Genomic DNA, 21,402 nt, shown 5'->3' with positions numbered 1-21,402 from the left:
GAAATCCAAGTCACCGATGGTCGCGGACGATGCGGCAGGGGAGGATGGTCGGCAGAGGCCGCCTTATCAGCTTGTCTTGGCTTCCAGCGCCGCCACGCGCTCTTCCACGGCGTTGACCCGCTCGTCGAAATCGCCGGCCGTCGCTCGCATCATGACCAGCATCCCGGCGCTGTTTCGACGGTGCTTGCGATTATCCTCTTCGAGCCGATTGAACCGATGCTCGACCGTCGCACGAAACGACGCGATATCCTCCCTGATCGCAATCAGGATATCCAGCGTTACATCTGTTGGACGCTCTGCCATGCTGGGAACATACCATAAACACCGCGTCCGGCAAGCGTAGTGTCAATCTTTTGCAACCTTCAAAACATCCACGCCCGGGAGCGGCTTGCCTTCCATCCATTCCAGGAAAGCGCCGCCCGCCGTCGAGATGTACGAAAAATCATCCGCGACGCCGGCGTGATTGAGCGCCGCCACGGTGTCGCCGCCGCCGGCGACGGAAATCAGCTTCTTCGCCCTGGTGCGCTCCGCAGCATGCTTGGCTGCCGCCACGGTGCCGGTGTCGAACGGCGCCATCTCGAACGCGCCGAGCGGGCCGTTCCAGACCAGCGTCGCCGCGTCGTTGATCGCGGCGTTGATGCGCTCGATCGATTGCGGGCCGACGTCGAGGATCATGCCGTCCTCGGGAATTGCATCCAGCCCATAGGCCTGCGACGGCGCATTGGCTTCGAACTTGAACGCCACCACCGCATCGACCGGCAGGATGATCGCGCAGTTCGCGGTTTCGGCTTTCTCGATGATGCGCAAGGCGGTGGCGGCCAGATCCTTCTCGCACAGCGACTTGCCGACGCCGATGCCCTGCGCGTGCAGGAAGGTATTGGCCATGCCGCCACCGATCACCAGCGCATCGACCTTGGTGACCAGGTTTTCCAGAAGATCGATCTTTGACGACACTTTTGCGCCGCCGACGATGGCGATCACCGGCCGGGTCGGCGCATCCAGCGCCCTGCCGAGCGCGTCGAGTTCGGCCTGCATGGTGCGACCGGCAAAGGCCGGCAGCTTGTGGCCGAGGCCTTCGGTGGTGGCATGGGCGCGGTGCGCGGCGGAGAACGCGTCGTTGACCCAGATGTCGCCGAGCTTGGCCAGTTCGGCGACAAAAGCGGGATCGTTCTTTTCCTCACCGGGATGGAAGCGGGTGTTTTCCAGGCAGAGGATGTCGCCGTCCTTCATCGCAGCGACGGCCTTGGCGGCGACGTCACCGACGCAATCTTCCGCGAAGGCGACCGGCTTGCCGATGACGTCAGCCAGCGCGGCGGCCACCGGCTTCAGCGACTGCTTGGGATCGACGCCCTTCGGCCGGCCGAAATGCGCCAGCAGAATGACCTTGCCACCCTTGCCGGCGATCTCGGTCACGGTCGCTGCAATGCGCTCCAGCCGGGTCGCATCGGTGACGCGGCCATTGTCCATCGGGACATTGAGATCGACGCGCACGAGCACGCGCTTCGATTTAACATCGACATCGTCGAGAGTGCGGAAGGAATTGGTCATGGTATTGATCCGCTATCATGGTCATCGAAACGATGGCCGTCACGCGACGGGGTGATCTTCGTTCCTTGACGAAGCGCGAACACGATGAACGCAAAGAAAAGAACGCCAACCGGAATAACTACCCAGAGCGATTGCGTCATCGTGTTCTCTTGTGCAAGCGGCTAGATAAGCTTGCCCATCGCAACGGCCGTGTCGGCCATGCGGTTGGAGAAGCCCCATTCGTTGTCGTACCAGGAGAGCACGCGGACCAGCGTGCCGTTCTGCACCTTGGTCTGGTCGAAGGCGAAGGTCGATGAGTGGGCATCGTGGTTGAAATCGATCGACACGTTGGGATGCGCCGTGGTGCCGAGAATGCCCTTGAGGTCGCCGCTCTCGGCGGCAGCCTTGAACGCGGCGTTGATTTCGGCCGGGGTGACCGACTTCTTGGCAATGATCTTGAGATCGATCACCGAGACGTTCGGGGTCGGCACGCGGATCGAGACGCCGTCGAGCTTGCCGGCCAGTTCCGGCATCACCAGGCCGATGGCCTTGGCGGCACCGGTCGAGGTCGGAATCATCGACATCGCCGCGGCGCGGCCGCGGTAGAGATCGCTGTGCAGCGTGTCCAGCGTCGGCTGGTCGCCGGTGTAGGCGTGGATCGTGGTCATGAAACCGGTTTCGATGCCGACCAGTTCGTTCAGCACCTTGGCGACCGGCGCCAGCGCGTTGGTGGTGCAGGAGCCGTTGGAAACGACCAGATGGTCCTTGCTCAGCGTCTTGTGGTTGACGCCGTAAACGATCGTCGCGTCGGCGCCGTCCGACGGCGCCGAGACCAGCACGCGCTTGGCGCCTGCGGTGAGGTGCATCGAGGCCTTGGCCTTGGCGCTGAAGATGCCGGTGCATTCCAGCGCGATGTCGATGCCGAGGTCCTTCCAGGGCAGGGTGTTGGGATCGCGTACCGCGGTGACCTTGATCTTGCCGCGGCCGATATCGATGCTGTCGCCATCGACGGTGACTTCGCCGGGGAAACGGCCGTGCACGGAATCAAAGCGCAGCAGATGCGCGTTGCTCTCGACGGAGCCGAGATCGTTGATGGCGACCACTTCGATGTCGGTGCGCTTGGACTCATAGATCGCCCGCAGGACGTTGCGGCCGATGCGGCCAAACCCGTTGATCGAAACCCGGACTGCCATTCAAGTTCTCCCTGTCGTTCTAAACCTGCGTATTACCTGCATATAGGTACGTTTAACGGCCGTTTCATGCCCTGATTGAAACGCCGGCGCAATGTGTCGGATGCGCCGGCGTTCCGGCAGGGTTAAGCCGCGTTGTGGCGCTTGGTGGCGGCGTCCACGACGGCTTCTGCCGTGATGCCGAAATATTTGTAGAGCTCCTTGGCCGGCGCGCTGGCGCCGAAGGTCGACATGCCGATAAACACGCCGTCATGGCCGATCACGGCGTCCCAGCCGAACCGCACGGCGGCCTCGATCGCAATCTTGACCGGGGCCTTGCCGATGATGGCTGCCTGCTTCTCCGGCGACTGCTGCAGCAGCAGTTCGAGCGACGGCACCGAAACCACACGGGTCGCGATGCCCTTCTCGGCGAGCTGCTTCTGCGCGACCACGGCGATCTCGACTTCCGAGCCGGACGCGAACAGCGTCACCTTGGCTTCGCCCTGCGCCGCGACCAGCTCGTAGCCGCCGGTGGCGCACAGATTGTCATCATGATGAACGGTGCGCGCCGGCTTCAGGTTCTGCCGCGACAGCGCCAGCACGGTGGGGCCTGTGGTGTTCTCCAGCGCCAGCTGCCAGCATTCCGCGGTCTCGATCGGGTCGGCCGGGCGGAAGGTTCGCATGTTCGGCATGCAGCGTAGCGACGCCAGGTGTTCGACCGGCTGGTGCGTCGGGCCGTCTTCGCCAAGTCCGATGGAATCGTGGGTCATGATGTAGACCACCGGCACGTGCGACAGCGCCGCGATGCGCATCGAAGGCCGCGCATAGTCGGTGAAGCACATGAAGGTGCCGCCGGCCGGGGCGAAGCCGCCATGCTGCGCAACGCCGTTCATAGCCGCCGCCATGCCCATTTCGCGGATGCCGTAATGGATGTAGCGGCCGCTGAAGTCTGTCGGCGTCACATCCTTGGCGTGCTTGGTCCGGGTGTTGTTCGACGGCGTCAGGTCGGCAGATCCGAGCAGCAGTTCGGGCATCACGCCGACCAGCACTTCCAGCACGATCTCGCTGGCCTTGCGGGTGGCGACGGTCTGCGGCTCGTCGATCAGCTTCTGCTTCAGCGTGCGGATCGCCTCATGGAGGCCGTCCGGTCGCTTGCGGTCGATCACCCGGCGCGTGAACTCGCTGCGGGTCGCTTCCGGCAGGGCGTCGAAACGCTCGTTCCAGTCGGTATGGGCGGTGGCGCCCTGCTTGCCGACATTGCGCCAGGCCTGCAGGATATCGTCGGGAACCTCGAACGGGCCGTAATCCCAGCCCAGCGCCTTCTTGGCGCCGGCCAGTTCCTCGGCGCCGAGCGGTTCGCCATGGGCTTTCGAGGTGCCGGCGCGGTTCGGCGCGCCGAAGCCGATGATGGTCTTGCAGGCGATGAAGGACGGTCGGTCCGAATTCTGGGCCTCCTTGATCGCGGCGGCGATGGCCTTCTGGTCGTGGCCATCGACCCGGACGGCATTCCAGCCATGGGCCTTGAAGCGCGCCACCTGGTCGACGCTGTCGGTCAGCGTCAGCGGGCCGTCGATCGAGATGCCGTTGTCGTCCCACAGGAAGATCAGCTTCGACAGCTTGAGATGGCCGGCCAGCGCTGCGGCTTCGTGGCTGACGCCTTCCATCAGGTCGCCATCCGAGCACAGCACATAGGTGTAATGATCGACGATGTCGCCATATTCGGCCGCCAGCAGCCGTTCCGCCAGCGCGGTGCCGACCGATGACGCGACGCCCTGGCCGAGTGGACCGGTGGTGGTCTCGATGCCGGCGGTGACGAAGTTCTCGGGGTGGCCCGGGGTCTTGGAATGCAGCTGGCGGAAGTTCTTCAGCTGATCCAGCGTGACGTCCTCGTTGCCGGTCAGATACAGCAGCGCGTAGAGCAGCATCGAGCCGTGGCCGGCGGAGAGAATGAAACGGTCGCGGTCCGGCCAGCGCGGATCAGCGGCGTCGAACTTCAGGAACTGGGTCCACAGCACCGTGGCGACATCGGCGGCGCCCATCGGCAACCCCGGGTGGCCGGAATTGGCCTTCTGCACGCCATCCATCGCCAGCGCGCGGATCGCATTGGCCATCTTCGAATGATCAACCTGCGTCATGTGGGGTTCCGCCTGAAATAATGTTGGGACGTAGCGCATCCGCTGGGGAACGCGGCATCGCTGCAGAGTGGTGGTATGCCAATGGAGAGGTGCTGGATAGCATCTGGCCAAAGCAGAGTCCAAGCCGGTAGACCTCTCGCGCGCCATTTTGTGGCGCTTTCTGGTGCATAGCTTCCGTGCGGCGTTGCGCCGGGCTCGCTTGCCACGTAAATTTCACGACCTAAAGGCTTGCCGAGCCGCCGCTTTTACGGTCGGCCAGCTTTCACCAGGCGTTGTCAGCCAAGGTTACGTTCCCCGAATGATCGATCGTCCTGCCTATGGTCCTGCCGGCCCGGATCCCGCCCAGAGCGGGATGGCGGAGATCGACGTGGCGACGCGGCGGCTGATGGCGGCCCTGGCCTCGTTGGAGAGCGCCGTGGAACGCCGCCGCGAGGCAGATCGCGACGAGGACGAACTGGCGACGCGGATCCAGGCGCTCGGCGCCGACCGCTCGCGGCTGGCGGATGAACTCGACGGCACGCTGGTGAAATCGCGCCGGCTGGAGCGCGCCAACCGCGAGGTCGCCGAAAAGCTCGACGCTGCGATCGGCAGCATCCGCGCGGTGCTCGAGACGGACGACACCACGGGCGACGCCGCATGAACCACGTCAGCGTCACCATCAACGGCCGGCAGTACCGCATGGCCTGCGAGGAAGGCCAGGAAACCCGCCTGCTGCGGCTGGCTGAAAGCCTCGAATCCCGCGTCGAAAATCTGCGCGGCAAGTTCGGCGAGATCGGTGACGCCCGTCTGACCGTGATGGCGGCGTTGACCATGGCGGACGAGTTGGCCGACGCCAACCTGCGCATCGGTGCGCTGGAGGAGGAACTCGCCGCGCTCCGCGACGTCCGCGTGGTCGCCGCCGACCGGGCGCGGGCCACCCAGAGCGCGGTCGCCGCCGCATTGAACTCGGCCGCCGACCGCATCGAAAAGACCACCCAGATCCTCAACCGCACCATCGGCGGCGGCATCGCGATCGGGTAGGGACAAGCCTTCTTGCCACTGGCGCAGGCGCCCCATAGCCCCTACATTGTTTCTGCGAGGCTGCGTCGCGCGTCAGGAGCCACATATCCCCGGGGCCTTATCGATCCTCACGGGAACTGTCCCTGGCCAGGTCCGTGGACCTGGCTACATGGTGCCCACCTACTTTCGTAGGTGCTCCGGGATCGAGTGCTTCAACGGCCACCGCGGCTTCGCACTATTTTTGCTTGGAGGTAGCGATGAAGCAACTTCAGGTCTCGCTGACCGACGATTTGAACGACTTTGTCGAGACCAGCGTTGCGAGCGGGAAGTACGCTTCGGACAGCGAAGTCATCAGAGAGGGTCTGCGGCAGCTCGTATTGCAGCAGTCCGACGCCGCGAAGCTGAAATGGCTTCAGGAAGCCTATCGCATCGGCCTTGAGAGCGGCGATGCGGGTGAACTGGATTTCGAAGCCCTCAAGGCTGAGGGGCGTGCGCGTCTCAAGCAGCGCGCTGCAGAATAATCCCCGTAATGCGATATTCGCGACAGGCGAGAGAAGACATTCTCTACATCTGGCAGCATATCGCGACATCCGATCACCACAGCGCCGATCGCGTGCTTGATCGTATCGAAGCACGTTGCGAGCAGCTCAAGGGATTTCCTCGCTTGGGTCCGCGGCGACCTGACGTCTTCGCAGGAGCGCGCGCACTCGTTATTGAACGTTGGCTCGCGCTCTACCGGATCGACGAATACGGTCCACGAATAGTCCGCATCGTCGATGGTGCGCAGGATCTGTCCGCCATTGCGATTGCCCCCGACGAGGATACTGATGACCAATGAGGAGGCAGCTGCTGCCAAGGCCAAATTGCGAGTGGCCGCGCTCGAACGAAGACAATCGCTAAGCCCCGAGATTCACGCCGACGCCAAGTGCCTCTTCGCCACCCGCGGGCTGCCGGTGCCCAACACCCCCACATCCGTCGTTGCCGGCTACTGGCCGATCCACGGCGAGATCGATCCGCGGCCGCTGCTCGCGATGCTGGCGGGGCAGGGCGCCACGACCGCGTTGCCCAGCATTGCCGGACAGAACGCTCCGCTTATCTTTCGCGCCTGGCGCGAGGGCGCCCCCGTTCAACGCGGCGCGCTCGGCATTTCCGAGCCGTTGCCCGAGGCCGACAGCGTGCAACCGACCATCGTGCTGGTACCGCTGTCGGCATTCGACCGCCGCGGTCAGCGCATTGGGTATGGCGCAGGCCATTACGACCGTGCGCTCGGCCTGCTGCGGTTGCATACCCACATCGTCGCCATCGGACTGGCTTTCGCCACCCAGGAAATTGACGAGGTGCCGGCCGAACCGCACGATGTTGCGCTGGATTTCGTGCTAACGGAGCGAGAGATCATCGATTTCCGGAGCATCTGATTTGCGTATTCTTTTCATCGGCGACGTGGTCGGCAAGACCGGGCGCACCATCATCCTCGACCGCCTGCCGGGCATGATCCGCGACTGGAAGCTCGATCTGGTCGTCATCAACGGCGAGAACGCCGCCGGCGGCTTCGGCATCACCGAGAGCATCTACAACGATCTGGTCGATGCCGGCGCCGACGCGGTGACGCTCGGCAACCACGCCTGGAATCAGAAGGAAGCGCTGGTGTTCATCGAACGCGCGCCGCGCCTGATCCGGCCGTTGAACTTCCCGCGCCATACGCCGGGCAGGGGGGCAGCGATGGTCGACGCCAAGAACGGCGCCCGCGCGCTGGTGATGAATGCGATGGGCCGCGTCTTCATGGAGCCGCTCAACGATCCCTTTTCCGCGGTCGGCAAGGAGATCGACGCCTGTCCGCTGGTCGAAGCAGTCGACGCGATCGTGGTGGATTTCCACGGCGAGGCCTCGAGCGAGAAGCAGGGCATGGGATTTTTTTGCGACGGCCGCGTCAGCCTCGTCGTCGGGACGCATACCCATGTGCCGACTGCCGACCATCAGATCCTGCCCGGCGGCACCGCCTACATGACCGACGCCGGCATGACCGGCGACTATGATTCCGTGATCGGCATGCAGAAGGAAGAGCCGGTGCGGCGCTTCACGACCGGCATTCCCTCCGGCCGCTTCGAGCCGGCGTTCGGCCCGGCGACGCTATCAGGAGTGGCTGTGGAGACGGACGACAAGACGGGGCTTGCGCTCAAGGTCGGCCCGGTCCGCCTCGGCGGACGGCTGTCGCAGGCGGTGCCGGAGTTCTGGGCGAGCTAAGCGCGATTGCTTCTGCTCCCCTCCCCCGCAAGGGGGGAGGGAGCGCAACTGCCGGCGCGTCGTTGCTAGTTCGTCGTACTCGCGAGTCCGCCGAGATAGGCGCGGCGCACCGCCGGATCGGACTGCAACTCCATCGCCCGGCCGTGGCCGACGATCTCGCCGTTTTCCAGCAGATAACCACGGTCGGCGATCGCGAGGCTCTCGCGGGCGTTCTGCTCGACGAGCAGCAATCCGCCGCCGCTGTCGCGGACCACGCGCAACGCGGCAAACAGCTCGCGCACCAGCAACGGCGACAGGCCTAGCGAGGGCTCGTCGAGCAGCAGGATGTCCGGCCTCGACATCAGCGCGCGGCCGATCGCCACCATCTGTTGCTCGCCGCCGCTCATGGTGCGCACGGTCTGCTTCAGTCGCTCGCCGAGCTTTGGAAACAGGCCAAGCACTTTGGCACGCTGCGCCACCTCGCTTGCGCGCGCGCGCTTCGGGTTGGCGCCGAGCAGAAGGTTTTCTGCCACGGTGAGATCGGCAAAAATGCCGCGGCCTTCCGGAACCAGCGCGAGACCCGCCTCGACGATGTCGTGCGGCGCGACACGCGACAGGTCGCGGCCGCCGAGCCGGACGCGCTTGCCGGGCGCGCATGGCAACAGCCCCGCGATGGCTTTCAGCAGCGTCGTCTTGCCGGCGCCGTTGGCGCCGAGAATGACGACGATCTCGCCGCGCTCGACGTTCAGCGCCGCCTCGCTCAGGGCGCGGTGCTGGCCGTAGGACACGCTGATGTCGGACACCTCAAGCATCGAGCGGTGCTCCCAGATAGGCCTCGATCACCGCGTCGTTGGAAAGTACCATTTCCGGCGTGCCCTCGGCGATCTTGCGGCCGCTGCTCATCACCACGCAGCGATCGCACAACGATCGAATCGCATCCATGACATGCTCGACCAGCAGGATCGACAGCCCTTCCTGCTTCAGCGACCGGATCAGTTCGATGCCGATCAGCAGCTCGGACGGGTTCAACCCGGCCAGCCATTCATCGAGCAGCAGCAGGCGCGGCCGCAGCGCCAGCGCGCGCGCCAGTTCGAGTCGCTTGCGATCGATGTAAGTCAGGTCGGTGGCGGCACGCGGGCCAAAGCCGGCGAGGCCGACGCGCGCCAGCAATTGCGTTTCGGAGGCATCGAGTTCGGCGCGCGTCAACAATGGCCGATGAAACGCCAGGCCGGCGCGGACATTCTCCGCGCAACTCATGCCGTCGAGCAGCCGCACGAGCTGGAACGTCCGCGCCAGCCCAAGCCGGGCCACGCGATGCGTCGGCCAGCCGGCGACGTCGTGGCCGGCGAAGTAGATCTGGCCGGCGTTCGGCTGTAGCACGCCGGAAATCAGATTGAGCGCGGTGGTCTTGCCGGAACCATTCGGGCCGAGCAGGCCGACGATCTCGCCGCGCCCGACCACGAGGTCGAGCTTATTGACGGCGATCAGCCCGCCGAAAGCTTTGGTCAGGCCTTCGATGGCGAGCGCCGGCGCGGCGTCGATTTCGCTCATGCCCCGGCGCTCCGCACTTGCGGGCGCGCTGGCCGCCAGGCGCGGAGCCGCTCCCACAGGCCGGCCACGCCGGATGGCAGCGCATAGACGATCAGCAGGAACACCACGCCCATCATCAGGGTCGAGGTCGCGGGAAAGCGCGCCGAGAGAAACTCAAACAAGAGCGTCAGTGGAATCGCGCCGAGCGCCGGGCCCCACAATCGGTGCGCGCCGCCGAGCAGCGCCATGATCACCACTTCGAACGAGATGGTGGCATTGAATGCGATCGACGGTTCGATATAGGTCCAGCGCGGCGACATGATCGCCCCGACCAGCGTCATGAAGGTCGCGGTGATGGCGAACAGCGCGACCTTGGCGACGGTGACATTGATGCCGCAATGCCGCGCCACGGTCTCATCCTCGCCGATGATGCGCAAAGCAAAGCCGAAGCGCGATCGTGCAATCAGGTAGCCGGTGGCGAACACCACGACGCACAGGGCGAGCAACTGCCAGTAGATGTCGGCCGGGGTGATGTCGACGAACACATAGCGGCCGAGCACGCGCGAGATGTTGACCTCGTACCAGACCACGATCTGGCGAATGAGTTCGGCGAGACCGAAGGTGAAAATGACGAAATGCACGCCGCTCAGCCGCAACGTCGAGAGGCCGACGAGCACTGCCATCGCGGCGCCAATGCCGGCGGCCACCAGCAATACCAGCGACCACGGCAGCTGCTCGCCGAGCACCGCCACGGTATAGGCGCCGACGCCGAAGAAGGCGGTGGTCGCCAGCGAGACGTAGCGGGTCGGCCCGGAGAACATCCCCCAGGCGGTCGCCAGCACGGTGAACTGCAGCAGGCTGATGGCCAGGGAGAGATAATAGGCATCGACCAGGCTGGGAACGAAGGCCAGCGCAGCAATGGCGGCAAGGCCGGCGAGGGCGGCCGCAACTTGAGATGCTGTCATCGTTGCACCCGCCCGAACAGGCCGGCGGGCTTCACCAGCAGCACGCCGAGGAACAGCGCAAAATTGACCGCCAGCGTCAGGCCGGGATCGACATAGGTGGCGACCAGCGCCTCGCTGAGGCCGAGTGCCAGGCCGGCGACAAGGCAGCCGAGCAGATTGCCGACGCCGCCCATCACCACCACGATCAGGGCCTTCATGGTGAACACCACGCCGGACGTGGCGCTGAAGGTCAGGAACATGCTGATCAGCACACCGGCCGCCGCGACCAGCGCGCCGCCGAGCGCGAAAGCGAGTGCCGCTGTCTTCGTCACGTCGATCGCAACCAGCTGCGCCGCCACGGGATCGACTGCCACCGCCCGGATCGCGGTGCCGATCCGGGTCCGCGTCAACGTGAGATACAGCGCAAGGCCGACGACCACCGCGAGGCCGAAGGCCAGCATCCGGTTCAGCGCAATCACCTCACCCACCACCGTCACCGGCACGGCGAGGAACGAGTAGCTGAAATAGGCACCGCCGAACATCGTCAGCATGATGCCCTGCACGATGAACATCATGCCGAACGTGGCCAGGATGCTGTCGACCTCCAGCGCGTCGCGGGTCTTCGCACGGCGCACCAAGGGGGTCAGCAGCACGCGGTACAGCAGCCAGCTCGCGGCGAAGCTGAGGGGAATGACGAGTAACAGGCCCAGCAGCGGATTGAGCGCCCAGCCGGTGAACAGCCAGTACGACGCGAAGGCGGCGGCGATCAGGAATTCGCCGTAGGACAGGTTCATGATCCGCGCGACGCCATATTGCAGCGTCAGTCCCATCGCGATCAGCGCATACATACCGCCCAGCACGAGGCCGGTGAGAACTGCATTGGTCATTCCCTCAGTCCGGCCGCCGATTTCCGGCGATCACGGCGCCTTCCACGCCGGCTTCGGCAGGATCGGCGCGCGGGCGCCTTCGTTGGTCGATGGCCCGACGCCGTAGAAGTCGCCGTCCTGCCATTGCCCGACCCACCAGTATTGCGTCGGCATGTTGTTCTCGAGCTTGACCTTGCCGATCACGGTATCGAACGTGCCGGTCTGCAGGTCCTTGATGACCGCGGCGCGGTCGATCTTGCCGACGCGCTCGATCGCCTGCTGCAACATCTGCAGGCTGGCATAGGTCACCGCGCTGGCCCAGCGGTCGGGCTCGGCGCCGTTGGCGGCGGAGGCCTTGTGGCGCGCCAGATAGTCCTTGATCGCCTGGCTGTCTCCGCTCCAGCCGCCGATCCCCATCACGCCTTCCGCATTGGCGCCGAACTTCTGCTTGAACAGCGGAAACGCCGTGCCGACGCCGGTATAGAACACTTTCGGATTGAAGCCCGCGATGCGCGACTGCTCGGTGATCGCAATCGTATCCGGCGGATAGCTGAAGGCAATGAAGACGTCGGGGTTCAGCGCCTTCACCTCGTTGATGATCGGGCTGAGGTCCTGGGTGCCGACCGGATAGGTCTTGTCGTAGGCCAGCTTGAAATTGGCCTTGGTCAGCGCAGGCCTCGCCGCGCCGGACAGATCGATGCCAAAGCCGTCGGCGATGCTGGCCATCGCCACGGTGTCGCCGATCTTGCCCTCGGAGCGCAGCTTCACCAGCAGTTCGACCAGCGTGTTGGCGGCGCCGGCGCTGGTGCCGAGCAGCCAGAAGCTGTTTGGCCAGCGCTTGGCCAGTTCGGGCGCGCGGTCGGTCACCGCGGTGGCAGCCAGATGCGGGTAGCCGGCCTTGTTGAGGATCGGCCCCACCGCGAGGTTGAGTCCGGTGCCCCATGGCGGCAGGATGAAATCGACCTTGTCCTGGGTGATCAGCCGGTCGAGGGCTTTCGCGGCCTCTTCCGCGCTGGAGCGGTCGTCATACTGGACGACTTCGATCGGCACGCGCTTGTCGCCGAGCTTGAGGCCGCCGGCGGCGTTCACTTCCTTGACCCACAGATCGTAGTTCGGGATCGTGGTAACCGCGGCGCCGCCGGCGCCCGGGCCGGTGCGCGAGATCGCATAGCCGATCTTGACTGAGGTCTGCGCCTGAACAGTTGCGCTCGCGCCGCAGGCAGCCATTGCCAGCAGTCCCGCCGCAAAGCGGGTGAATGGTGAAAGCATGTCGTCCTCCCCGGAGCCCCGTCGCCTTTCCGGCGATCGATCGCGCTACTTAAGCGGGCATTTTTACCGTTGTCCATGCGAACAACGAGGGACGCATCGGCAATCGCTGCTGCGGTGCAGGGGCGTTTCGCCGCAGGGCGGTGCGGCGGTTGCGGTCTGTCAGTAGCGCTGCGGCACGTAGAGCTCCGGCGGCACCGGCGTGCGGTGATAATCGGGATTGCGCACGCGCGGGGGCAGTTCGACCGGCGGCTGCGCGATCTCCTGATACGGAATCTGCTCCAAGAGATGCGCGATGCAGTTCAGCCGTGCCTTCTTCTTGTCGACGGCCTCGACGACGTGCCACGGCGCTTCCGCGATGTGGGTGCGGGCCAGCATGGCTTCCTTGGCCTTGGTGTAGTCCTCCCAGCGGCTGCGTGCCTGCACGTCCATCGGGCTCAGCTTCCACTGCTTGAGCGGATCGGCGATCCGCATGCTGAAGCGCAGGTGCTGCGCTTCGTCGGTGATCGAGAACCAGTACTTGATCAAAATGGTGCCCGAACGCACCAGCATGCGCTCGAATTCCGGCACCGAGCGGAAGAACTCTTCTACCTCGTCCTCGGTGCAGAAGCCCATCACGCGCTCGACGCCGGCGCGGTTGTACCAGGAGCGGTCGAACAAAACGATCTCGCCGCCGGCCGGCAGATGCGAAACATAACGCTGGAAGTACCACTGGCTGCGTTCGCGCTCGCTGGGTGCCGGCAAGGCGGCGACGCGGCAGACGCGCGGGTTGAGCCGCTGCGTGATGCGCTTGATGACGCCGCCCTTGCCGGCGGAGTCGCGGCCCTCGAAGATCACCACGACTTTCAGTTTGTGATGCTGCACCCAGCTCTGCAATTTGACGAGCTCGCCCTGCAGGCGGAACAGTTCCTTGAAATACAGCCGGCGATCGAGCGTCTCCTGCGGGGTGTGGCCTTCCATTTCGTTGGTCAGCGCATCGAGCCGCTCGTCGTCGATCTCCAGCTCGATTTCTTCGTCGAAGCCGTCGAGCATTTCCTCGCGGATGCGGTCGTGGGCGGATTGCACGTCGTCGATGGAAAGATTGGTCATCAGGGCTCCGCGGGGGGGATCGAAAGATCGCCGTTATCACCCCACGCAAATGTCACCCGTGTGACAAACGTTCCAAAGCAGCGGCGATCGGCCGCTGCGTCGTCAGAGCTTGTAGGCCATGCGGAACTCGCCCCAGTGCCGGCCCTGGACGCGGATCGGGACGTCGATCTCGCGCATCATTACGGTGACGTTGTTGCCCATGTCGCGGGCGTAGCTCTGGATCAGATAAGCGCGGGTGTTGCGGCCGGCGGCGAGACCCGCGGGGTCGTTGAAGATGCGGCGGTTGCGTGAATTGGCAGTGTTGAAGGCGACGTCGCCGGGACGCTGCGGTTTGGAATAGATGCTGTTGTGCACCGGCAGATAGCCGTTGCGGTCGATCGCCGCACAGAACGCCATCCGCTGGTCGGTCGCCAGCAGCCTGTCCTGGAAGTCGGGCAGAGCGCGGTCGGCCCAGTCGAGGATTTTCGTACGCACCTGGACCGGGTTGGAGCCGGCGATCTCGACATAGCTCTCGTCGAACATGTCCTCGATGCGGACGGCGCCGCGGGCGACGCCATCGGCGAAGATCTTGGTGATGGCTGCGCCGGCGTCGATCGCGCGGGTGACGAATTCGGTGTTCTCATCGTGGATCGCCCATAGCCGGTCTTCGATGCGATCGAGCAGTCGGGCATCGGGCGTCACGAACAGCGCGCGGGCGCCGGCCGGCGAATGATCCGCGATGCGCAGCCGGCAGGCGCCGACGTCCGCCAGATCCGCCGCGACGATGTCGTTGCGTGCCAAGGAGGCCGCCCCCGGTCCGCCGATCAGGACGCCTTCCAGCGAGATCTCGTAGACCGGGGCGGTCAGCGGGCCGCTGCGGCTCTGCAGCGTGATCTGCAGGTGGCAGGGCAGCCGTTCGCGCTTGCGCTCCTCCTCGCGTTCGCTCTGGCGCAGCAGCACCGCGCAACGCGCCTTCAGCTTGGAGGCAAAGGTCGTGACCGCCCGGCCGGCCTGCGCCACATCTTTACCATGCGCGGCGGCCTCATTGGCCGCCTGGTCGATTTCGGCGGCGCTGTCGCTCACCGAGACGATGAACTCGGAGGCCTGCGCGGCATTGCCGGATATCTCGCCGGTGGTGGCATTCTGTTCGGCGACCGAGTCGTTGACGCTGGCAAAGACCGGGCGGATCGCTTCGATCGCGCTGGAGATCCGGTGCACGGCATCGACCGAGCCGGCAGCGTCTTTCTGCAGGGCGTCGATCTTGCGCTCGATTTCCTTGGTGGCGTCCTGGGTCTGCACCGCCAGCGCCTTGACCTCGGTGGCGACCACCGCAAAGCCGCGCCCGGCCGCGCCCGCGCGCGCCGCCTCGATCGTGGCGTTGAGCGCCAGCATCGTGGTCTGGCGTGCGATCTGTGCGATCAGGGTGACGACGTTGCCGATCGCCGCCGATGAATCGCGCAACCGGTCGACGGTCACGCTGGCCTCCTGCGCGGCGGCGCCGGCCTCGTCGGCGAGTCGGCTGGCGTGGCGGACCTGGCTGCCGATCCCTTCGGCCGAATGGGTGAATTTGTCGGCGGCCTGGGAAAAGGTGGTGGCGGTCGATTGCGCCGCCTGCGTGCGTTCGGCCAGCGCGTCGGAGCGGGCGCGGATCAGCGTCAGCGTGGTCGCGGTGGCTTCGGCGCCGCCGGCGACCGACGACGAGGCGCGCTCGAGCTGCCGGATCAGGGCGCCGAGTTCGAGTTCCAGCAGGTCGAGAATGTCGCGCGCCTGGTCCGCCTCCGGCGCCAGCGGTGCCTCGGCGGCCACGACAGGCGTCATCGCTGGCTCGGCTGCCTGCGGCGGCCGCTTTTGAAACAGTCCAAATGCCATGATCAAATCCGCTGCACTGCAATCCAAGCGGGTATTCTTGCACCCTTGCATGAAATCATGATTAACAAAGCGGGATTGCCGGCGTTCGCTGGCCAGAAAGCACGCCTGTTTTTGATTTTGTGGGGCGCGCGGCCTATAACCCCGCGCCGCCGACACCTTGAAGCACCACCGAATCCGAGAGAGACCGCATGGCCGGACATTCCCAGTTCAAGAACATCATGCACCGCAAGGGCCGGCAGGATGCTCAGAAGTCCAAGCTGTTCAGCAAGCTGGCCCGCGAAATTACCGTCGCCGCCAAGCTCGGCATGCCGGATCCCGCGATGAACGCGCGGCTGCGGGCGGCGATGATCTCGGCGCGACAGGAGAACATGTCGAAGGATTCGATCGATCGCGCGGTCAAGAAGGCGATCGGCGGCGAGAGCGAGAACTATGACGAGATCCGCTACGAGGGCTATGGCCCCGGCGGCGTCGCCGTGATCGTCGAGGCGATGACCGACAACCGTAACCGCGCGGCCTCCGATATCCGCTCCTATTTCACCAAGTCCGGCGGCAATCTCGGCGAAACCGGCTCGGTCGCCTTCATGTTCGACCATGTCGGCATCATCGAATACGACGCCGCCAAGGCCTCTGCCGACGACATGCTGGAAGCCGCGATCGAGGCCGGCGCCGACGACGTGGTGTCGAGCGAGACCGGCCACGAGGTCTACGCCTCCAAGGAAACCTTTCGCGAGGTCGCCAAGGCGCTGGAAGTGAAATTCGGCGAGGCCCGCAAGTCCGAACTGACCTGGAAGCCGCATAACAACGTCCCGGTCGACGACGAGACCGGCGAGAAGCTGATCAAGCTGATCGACCTGTTGAACGAGCATGACGACGTGCAGAACGTCTATGCGAACTTCGAAGTGTCGGACGCGCTGGTCGCCAAGCTGGGCGGGTAAGCCTTACTGGCATTCCGGGGTGCGACGGCCCAGCCCGTGCGAACCTCAGCCACTCCAATTGGACTGGCGGCGCCGCCCGCGCCCCGGAACGACCGTGGTGGTTTCGTCGTGCACACTCCCTTGTTGCTATTTTGTTCTTAAGCTTTCGGCGGTATCACTCCGGGCATGACAAACATGCCGATTCGCCAAGCCGTCCGCATTCTGGGCATCGATCCGGGCCTGCGCCGCACCGGCTGGGGCGTGATCGAGATCGACGGCAACCGGCTGACCTATATCGGCTGCGGCACGGTGGAGCCGGCCGATACGCTGCCGCTGGCGAGCCGGCTGCTCGGTATCCATGAGGGGCTAGCGAAGGTGCTCGGCGAGTTCCAGCCGATGGAAGCCGCTGTCGAGAACACCTTCGTCAACAAGGACGGTGTCGCCACGCTGAAGCTGGGCCAGGCGCGCGGCATTGCCATGATGACGCCGGCGATGTTCGGCATCGCGGTGGCGGAATATGCGCCGAACCAGGTCAAGAAGACGGTGGTCGGTGCCGGCCACGCCGACAAGAACCAGATCCAGATGATGCTGAAAATCCTGCTGCCGAAGGCCGAGCCGAAGAGCGCCGATGCGGCCGACGCGCTGGCGATTGCCATCACGCACGCGCACCACCGCCAGAGTGCGCAGCGCCTGCTGCGGGTGGTGGGAGCATGATCGGCAAATTGAAAGGCCTGATCGATTCCTACGGCGAGGACTATGTCATCCTCGACGTGCAGGGCGTCGGTTATCAGGTGCATTGCTCGGCGCGCACGCTGCAGGCGCTGCCTTCGCCCGGCGAGGCCGCGGTGCTGTCGATCGAGACCTATGTCCGCGAGGACGCGATAAAACTGTTCGGCTTCCGCTCCGACCAGGAGCGCGAATGGTTTCGGCTGCTGCAGACCGTGCAGGGCGTCGGCGCCAAGGTGGCGCTGGCGGTCCTCTCCACACTGCCGCCGGCCGATCTCGCCAATGCGATTGCGCTGCGCGACAAGGCGGCGGTGGCACGCACGGTCGGCGTCGGCCCGAAGGTCGCCGAGCGCATCGTCACCGAGCTGAAGGACAAGGCGCCGGCGTTCTCGACCGTCGATCCGTCGCTGGTGCAATTGTCCGGCGCCATCGAGGAGAACAATGCGCCGCGGCCGGTGTCGGATGCGATTTCCGCGCTGGTCAATCTCGGCTACGGCGCGCCGCAGGCCGCCGCCGCCATCGCCGGCGCTTCGCGCATTGCCGGCGAGGGCGCCGAGACCGCGATGCTGATCCGGTTGGGTTTGAAGGAGCTGGCGAAGTGACCGCGCGCAGCGCGTCTTCCTTCCTTCTCCCCTTGTGGGAGAAGGTGTCGCGGACGAAGTCCGCGTCGGATGAGGGGGGCCGCAAGCTTGGAGCTTGTGGCTACCCCTCACCCGTCTCGAAGTCGCTTCGCGCCTTCGATCCACCCTCTCCCACAAGGGGAGAGGGGACTTACAGCGTTCGTGGTAAGCTCATCCCATGAACCCACCGACCCGCCTAATCACCCCCGAGCGCCGCGCCGACGATATCGGGGATACCTCGCTGCGGCCGCAGAACCTGTCCGAATTCGTCGGCCAGGCGCAGGCCCGCGCCAATCTGCAGATCTTCATCGACGCCGCCCGCAAGCGCAATGAGGCGCTCGATCACGTGCTGTTCGTCGGCCCGCCCGGCCTCGGCAAGACCACTTTGGCGCAGATCGTGGCGCGCGAGCTTGGCGTCGGTTTTCGCGCGACCTCGGGGCCTGTCATCGCCAAGGCCGGCGATCTCGCAGCCCTGCTCACTAATCTCGAAGAGCGCGACGTGCTGTTCATCGACGAGATCCATCGCCTCGCGCCCGCGGTCGAGGAAGTGCTGTATCCGGCGATGGAGGATTTTCAGCTCGATCTGATCATTGGCGAAGGCCCGGCCGCGCGCTCGGTGAAGATCGAGCTGGCGAAGTTCACTCTGGTCGGCGCCACCACGCGCGCGGGCCTGTTGACCAATCCGCTGCGCGACCGCTTCGGCATTCCCGTGCGGCTGAATTTCTACACCGTGGAAGAGCTGGAAAAGATCGTCACCCGCGGCGCCCGTGTGCTGGAGATCGGCATCACGCCTGACGGTTCCAACGAGATTGCCCGCCGCGCCCGCGGCACGCCGCGCATCGCCGGCCGGCTGCTGCGACGGGTGCGCGATTTCGCTTCCGCCGCCGACGCCTCCGCCATCGACCGCAAGATCGCCGACCACGCATTGAGTGCGCTGGAAGTCGACAGCGCCGGGCTGGATGCGATGGACCGCCGCTATCTCACCACCATCGCGATGAACTACGGCGGCGGCCCGGTCGGCGTCGAGACGATGGCCGCAGCGCTGTCGGAGCCGCGCGATGCCATTGAAGACATCATCGAGCCGTTCCTGATCCAGTGCGGCTATCTGCAACGCACCCCGCGCGGAAGGCTGCTCACCTCGCACGCATTCCGGCATCTCGGGCTGAACGAGCCCTCGCGCGATCCGGCGCAGATCGGGCTGTTCGGCGCGGCGGATGAATAGGATTCGCCAGCCCGTCGAAATCTGCTAAAATGACGCCATGAGCCCGACTATCGAAAAAGCCATCGCGGCCCTGGAGGCGATGCCCGAGGAAATGCGCGAAAACGCCGTTGCACATCTCGTCAGGCAGGCCGACAAATTCAAAGCGCTGCAGAGCGCTATTGATGAAGGCATGGCCGACGTCGAGGCGGGACGCATCTTCCCCTGGGACCCCGAGGATATCTTGCGTCGGGCAAAGATTCAGCCATAGCGTCGTGATGGACCTTGTCGTCACCGGCCGGGCACGCGCTGAAATTTCAGCAGCGGTTGCCTATCGTGCCGAGCTAAATGTCTCCGCGGCCCGGCAACTTCTCGATCAGTTTACCCGCCGCTTTGACGAACTCAGACAGTTTCCTATGATGGGTCGAAGCCGAAGCGATCTTGGACCCGGTCTGCGCGCACTTCTGATCGAGAATTATATCGCATTCTATGTTGTTGAGGCTGAGCAGATCGTCATCGTTCGCGTTCTCGATGGCCGGATGAACGTCGAACGAGAGTTTTCAGAATGACCCCCCATCTCGACGGCGCCATCAGCGATGGCCTGCACCGCATGCAGGTCCGGGTCTATTACGAAGACACCGATTTTTCGGGCATCGTCTATCACGCCAATTACCTGCGCTTCATGGAGCGCGGGCGGACCAATTATCTGCGGCTGCTCGGCGCCGACCAGCGCGCTTTGTTCGCGGAGGCCGAGAGCGAGGCGCCCGGCTTTGCTTTCGTGGTGCGCTCGATGACGCTGGAATATCTCAAGCCCAGCCGGATGGACGATTTGTTGGACATCGTCACGCGGCCGATCGAGGTCAAGGGCGCCTCGATCCTGATGGGGCAGGAGGTGTGGCGCGGTGACGAACTTCTGCTCGAAGCCAAGGTCAAAGTGGCGTTCGTGTCGGGCGGTCGCGCCAAGCCGATCCCGAAGGCGCTGCGCATCGCCATGAAGGCCGATCAGGTTTAACCGTAGCCCGGATGGAGCGAAGCGAAATCCGGGGCCGCTCCATCGCCGAACGCTTTGCCCCGGATTGCGCTTCGCTTCATCCGGGCTACACTCACCCACTGGAGATCGTTCGATGTCGCGCCCGCCATTTCCGCCGTTCACTCAAGAGACCGCCGCCCAGAAGGCCCGCATGGCCGAGGACGGCTGGAATTCGCGCGACCCCGTTAAGGTGTCACTGGCTTACACCGATGACAGTGTCTGGCGTAACCGCGGCGAGTTCTTCCAGGGCCGTGATGCGATCGTCGAATTCCTCACCCTCAAATGGCAGAAGGAACACGAGTATCGCCTCATCAAGGATCTGTGGGCGTTTCACGACAACCACATCGCGGTGCGCTTCCAGTATGAATGGCATGACGATGCCGGCCAGTGGTTCCGCTCCTACGGCAATGAGCAGTGGGAGTTCGACGCGGCGGGTCTGATGCGCCGCCGCGAGGCCAGCATCAACGATGTCGCGATCGCAGAGCAGGATCGCCGTTTCCACTGGCCCGCTCCGGGACCGCGACCAGCGGATGTGCCGGGTCTGGGTGAGAGCCCTTTCTGAAGACCTGTGGAACTATCTAAACCGGGATCCCGGATCTGCGCAGCGGCATGAAGAATGCCGCGGCGCGTCCGGGAAACGCGGCGTGCTTTGCGGCTGCTTCTTCGTTACGCCGCCGCCTTGTGTCGCTCGATCTGCGCCTTGTACAGCGCGTATTCCTGCGTGATCGCGTTCGCCACGCTGGGACGTACCCGGTGCAAGTCATAGTAGCGCTTGATCGCCGGCCATTTGTTCAAATCGATCGGCGGCAAGGCCGTGGTCCAGTTGAGCACGGTCACCAGATAGGCGTCGGCGACGCTGAAATGGTCGAGCAGGTAGTCGCGTCCTTCGAGCTGGGCGTTGAGATAGTCCAGCAGCGGCAGGCCCTTGTGCAGCGCATAGGCCTTGACCTCCGCGGGGGCCGTCTCGGTCAGCAGGGGATTGAACAGGCCCTTGTGCAGTTCGGTGCCGATGAAGCACAGCCATTGCTGCAGCCGGCTGCGGTCAAGGCCCGAACCTGCCGCGATGCCCGAGTCCGGGAAGCGGTCGGCGACATATTGCAGGATCGCGGCGTTCTCCGTCAGCACGACGCCGTCGTCGGTGCGCAAAGTCGGCACCAGGCCGAGCGGATTGATGGCCCGGAAATCGGAACCGTCTGTCAGCACGCGCTTGGTCTTCGGGTCGACCTCGAGGAAGGTCGCGGTCGCGCCGGCCTCGTCGAGCGCGATGCGGGTGGCCATCGAACAGGCCATCGGCAGGAAATACAGATCCATGGGTGTCTCC

The 21,402-nt window shown here is 64.9% G+C and carries 26 protein-coding genes and 1 other RNA gene; 15 read left to right on the top strand and 12 right to left on the bottom strand.

Annotation, left to right across the window (positions count from 1 at the left end; translation table 11 throughout):
• Positions 1-66: 66 nt before the first annotated feature.
• The 4 genes from FNL56_RS22900 to tkt all read right to left on the bottom strand — a co-directional run bounded on the left by FNL56_RS22900 (position 67) and on the right by tkt (position 4,831).
• Positions 67-303, bottom strand: a complete 237-nt coding sequence (locus tag FNL56_RS22900; protein WP_143575151.1) for a hypothetical protein — start codon at positions 301-303, stop codon at positions 67-69.
• A 42-nt stretch (positions 304-345) separates the two neighbouring features.
• On the bottom strand, positions 346-1,548 hold the full coding sequence (locus tag FNL56_RS22895; RefSeq protein ID WP_143575150.1) for a phosphoglycerate kinase: 1,203 nt from the start codon (positions 1,546-1,548) through the stop codon (positions 346-348).
• 161 nt (positions 1,549-1,709) lie between these two features.
• Positions 1,710-2,720, bottom strand: a complete 1,011-nt coding sequence (gap, locus tag FNL56_RS22890) for a type I glyceraldehyde-3-phosphate dehydrogenase (protein ID WP_143575149.1) — start codon at positions 2,718-2,720, stop codon at positions 1,710-1,712.
• 122 nt (positions 2,721-2,842) lie between these two features.
• Entirely contained in the window at positions 2,843-4,831 is a 1,989-nt protein-coding gene (gene tkt / locus FNL56_RS22885; RefSeq protein ID WP_143582399.1) for a transketolase, read from the bottom strand.
• Positions 4,832-5,129: 298 nt separating this feature from the next.
• Here tkt and FNL56_RS22880 point away from each other — a divergent pair, with 298 nt between their 5' ends.
• From FNL56_RS22880 to FNL56_RS22850, 7 genes are all read left to right on the top strand, one after another.
• Positions 5,130-5,471 (top strand): DUF4164 domain-containing protein, encoded by a 342-nt coding sequence (locus FNL56_RS22880; protein ID WP_143578311.1) that lies wholly within the window; start codon positions 5,130-5,132, stop codon positions 5,469-5,471.
• Positions 5,468-5,851: a cell division protein ZapA gene (locus FNL56_RS22875; protein WP_143575146.1), complete on the top strand. Its 384-nt coding sequence runs from the start codon at positions 5,468-5,470 to the stop codon at positions 5,849-5,851. The genes FNL56_RS22880 and FNL56_RS22875 overlap by 4 nt, the downstream gene beginning before the upstream one ends.
• A 54-nt stretch (positions 5,852-5,905) precedes the next feature.
• Positions 5,906-6,065, top strand: a non-coding RNA gene (ssrS, locus tag FNL56_RS22870) — 6S RNA.
• Positions 6,066-6,087: 22 nt separating this feature from the next.
• The gene (locus tag FNL56_RS22865; protein WP_143575145.1) at positions 6,088-6,351 is read left to right on the top strand and encodes a type II toxin-antitoxin system ParD family antitoxin; all 264 of its coding nucleotides are present in this window, start codon (positions 6,088-6,090) and stop codon (positions 6,349-6,351) included.
• A gap of 8 nt (positions 6,352-6,359) precedes the next feature.
• A complete protein-coding gene (locus tag FNL56_RS22860) occupies positions 6,360-6,668 on the top strand; it encodes a type II toxin-antitoxin system RelE/ParE family toxin (protein WP_246660760.1) in 309 nt (102 codons plus the stop codon).
• Positions 6,658-7,245 (top strand): 5-formyltetrahydrofolate cyclo-ligase, encoded by a 588-nt coding sequence (locus tag FNL56_RS22855; RefSeq protein ID WP_143582398.1) that lies wholly within the window; start codon positions 6,658-6,660, stop codon positions 7,243-7,245. The genes FNL56_RS22860 and FNL56_RS22855 overlap by 11 nt, the downstream gene beginning before the upstream one ends.
• A 1-nt stretch (position 7,246) precedes the next feature.
• Positions 7,247-8,071 carry a TIGR00282 family metallophosphoesterase gene (locus FNL56_RS22850; protein ID WP_143575142.1) on the top strand — a complete coding sequence of 275 codons (825 nt, stop codon included), beginning with the start codon at positions 7,247-7,249 and terminating at the stop codon, positions 8,069-8,071.
• 65 nt (positions 8,072-8,136) lie between these two features.
• Here FNL56_RS22850 and FNL56_RS22845 read toward each other — a convergent pair whose 3' ends face one another.
• The 7 genes from FNL56_RS22845 to FNL56_RS22815 form a co-directional block, all read right to left on the bottom strand.
• Complete coding sequence (locus FNL56_RS22845) at positions 8,137-8,862, bottom strand: ABC transporter ATP-binding protein (protein ID WP_143582397.1); 726 nt, start codon at positions 8,860-8,862, stop codon at positions 8,137-8,139.
• Positions 8,855-9,601, bottom strand: coding sequence for an ABC transporter ATP-binding protein (locus tag FNL56_RS22840; protein WP_143578310.1), 747 nt, complete (start codon positions 9,599-9,601; stop codon positions 8,855-8,857). The genes FNL56_RS22845 and FNL56_RS22840 overlap by 8 nt, the downstream gene beginning before the upstream one ends.
• Positions 9,598-10,545 (bottom strand): branched-chain amino acid ABC transporter permease, encoded by a 948-nt coding sequence (locus tag FNL56_RS22835; protein ID WP_143575139.1) that lies wholly within the window; start codon positions 10,543-10,545, stop codon positions 9,598-9,600. Before FNL56_RS22835 ends, FNL56_RS22840 begins: the two co-directional genes overlap by 4 nt.
• Entirely contained in the window at positions 10,542-11,411 is an 870-nt protein-coding gene (locus tag FNL56_RS22830; protein ID WP_143575138.1) for a branched-chain amino acid ABC transporter permease, read from the bottom strand. The genes FNL56_RS22835 and FNL56_RS22830 overlap by 4 nt, the downstream gene beginning before the upstream one ends.
• Before the next feature lie 30 nt (positions 11,412-11,441).
• Positions 11,442-12,659 carry an amino acid ABC transporter substrate-binding protein gene (locus FNL56_RS22825; protein WP_143575137.1) on the bottom strand — a complete coding sequence of 406 codons (1,218 nt, stop codon included), beginning with the start codon at positions 12,657-12,659 and terminating at the stop codon, positions 11,442-11,444.
• A gap of 159 nt (positions 12,660-12,818) precedes the next feature.
• Complete coding sequence (ppk2, locus tag FNL56_RS22820; RefSeq protein ID WP_143575136.1) at positions 12,819-13,745, bottom strand: polyphosphate kinase 2; 927 nt, start codon at positions 13,743-13,745, stop codon at positions 12,819-12,821.
• Between the two features lie 102 nt (positions 13,746-13,847).
• Positions 13,848-15,593 carry a methyl-accepting chemotaxis protein gene (locus FNL56_RS22815; RefSeq protein ID WP_143582396.1) on the bottom strand — a complete coding sequence of 582 codons (1,746 nt, stop codon included), beginning with the start codon at positions 15,591-15,593 and terminating at the stop codon, positions 13,848-13,850.
• Between the two features lie 188 nt (positions 15,594-15,781).
• On the opposite strand from FNL56_RS22815, the gene FNL56_RS22810 reads away from it, so the two are divergent.
• From FNL56_RS22810 to FNL56_RS22775, 8 genes are all read left to right on the top strand, one after another.
• The gene (locus tag FNL56_RS22810; protein WP_143575134.1) at positions 15,782-16,528 is read left to right on the top strand and encodes a YebC/PmpR family DNA-binding transcriptional regulator; all 747 of its coding nucleotides are present in this window, start codon (positions 15,782-15,784) and stop codon (positions 16,526-16,528) included.
• 165 nt (positions 16,529-16,693) lie between these two features.
• On the top strand, positions 16,694-17,221 hold the full coding sequence (gene ruvC / locus FNL56_RS22805; RefSeq protein ID WP_143575133.1) for a crossover junction endodeoxyribonuclease RuvC: 528 nt from the start codon (positions 16,694-16,696) through the stop codon (positions 17,219-17,221).
• Positions 17,218-17,835 carry a Holliday junction branch migration protein RuvA gene (ruvA, locus tag FNL56_RS22800; RefSeq protein WP_143575132.1) on the top strand — a complete coding sequence of 206 codons (618 nt, stop codon included), beginning with the start codon at positions 17,218-17,220 and terminating at the stop codon, positions 17,833-17,835. The genes ruvC and ruvA overlap by 4 nt, the downstream gene beginning before the upstream one ends.
• 196 nt (positions 17,836-18,031) lie before the next feature.
• Positions 18,032-19,075 (top strand): Holliday junction branch migration DNA helicase RuvB, encoded by a 1,044-nt coding sequence (ruvB, locus tag FNL56_RS22795; RefSeq protein WP_143575131.1) that lies wholly within the window; start codon positions 18,032-18,034, stop codon positions 19,073-19,075.
• 37 nt (positions 19,076-19,112) lie between these two features.
• On the top strand, positions 19,113-19,322 hold the full coding sequence (locus tag FNL56_RS22790) for a hypothetical protein (RefSeq protein ID WP_143575130.1): 210 nt from the start codon (positions 19,113-19,115) through the stop codon (positions 19,320-19,322).
• Positions 19,323-19,329: 7 nt separating this feature from the next.
• A complete protein-coding gene (locus tag FNL56_RS22785; RefSeq protein WP_143575129.1) occupies positions 19,330-19,620 on the top strand; it encodes a type II toxin-antitoxin system RelE/ParE family toxin in 291 nt (96 codons plus the stop codon).
• The gene (gene ybgC / locus FNL56_RS22780; RefSeq protein WP_143575128.1) at positions 19,617-20,063 is read left to right on the top strand and encodes a tol-pal system-associated acyl-CoA thioesterase; all 447 of its coding nucleotides are present in this window, start codon (positions 19,617-19,619) and stop codon (positions 20,061-20,063) included. Before FNL56_RS22785 ends, ybgC begins: the two co-directional genes overlap by 4 nt.
• A 112-nt stretch (positions 20,064-20,175) precedes the next feature.
• Entirely contained in the window at positions 20,176-20,643 is a 468-nt protein-coding gene (locus FNL56_RS22775; protein WP_143575127.1) for a nuclear transport factor 2 family protein, read from the top strand.
• 104 nt (positions 20,644-20,747) lie between these two features.
• On the opposite strand, the gene FNL56_RS22770 is transcribed toward FNL56_RS22775, so the two are convergent.
• Positions 20,748-21,392 (bottom strand): glutathione binding-like protein, encoded by a 645-nt coding sequence (locus tag FNL56_RS22770; protein ID WP_143575126.1) that lies wholly within the window; start codon positions 21,390-21,392, stop codon positions 20,748-20,750.
• Positions 21,393-21,402 lie beyond the last annotated feature (10 nt).

It is taken from the genome of Tardiphaga sp. vice304, assembly GCF_007018905.1.
In the GTDB taxonomy this organism is placed as follows: Bacteria; Pseudomonadota; Alphaproteobacteria; order Rhizobiales; family Xanthobacteraceae; genus Tardiphaga.
The sequence above is the reverse complement of the archived record's forward strand: the minus strand, read 5'-3'. Positions and strand labels throughout refer to the sequence as shown.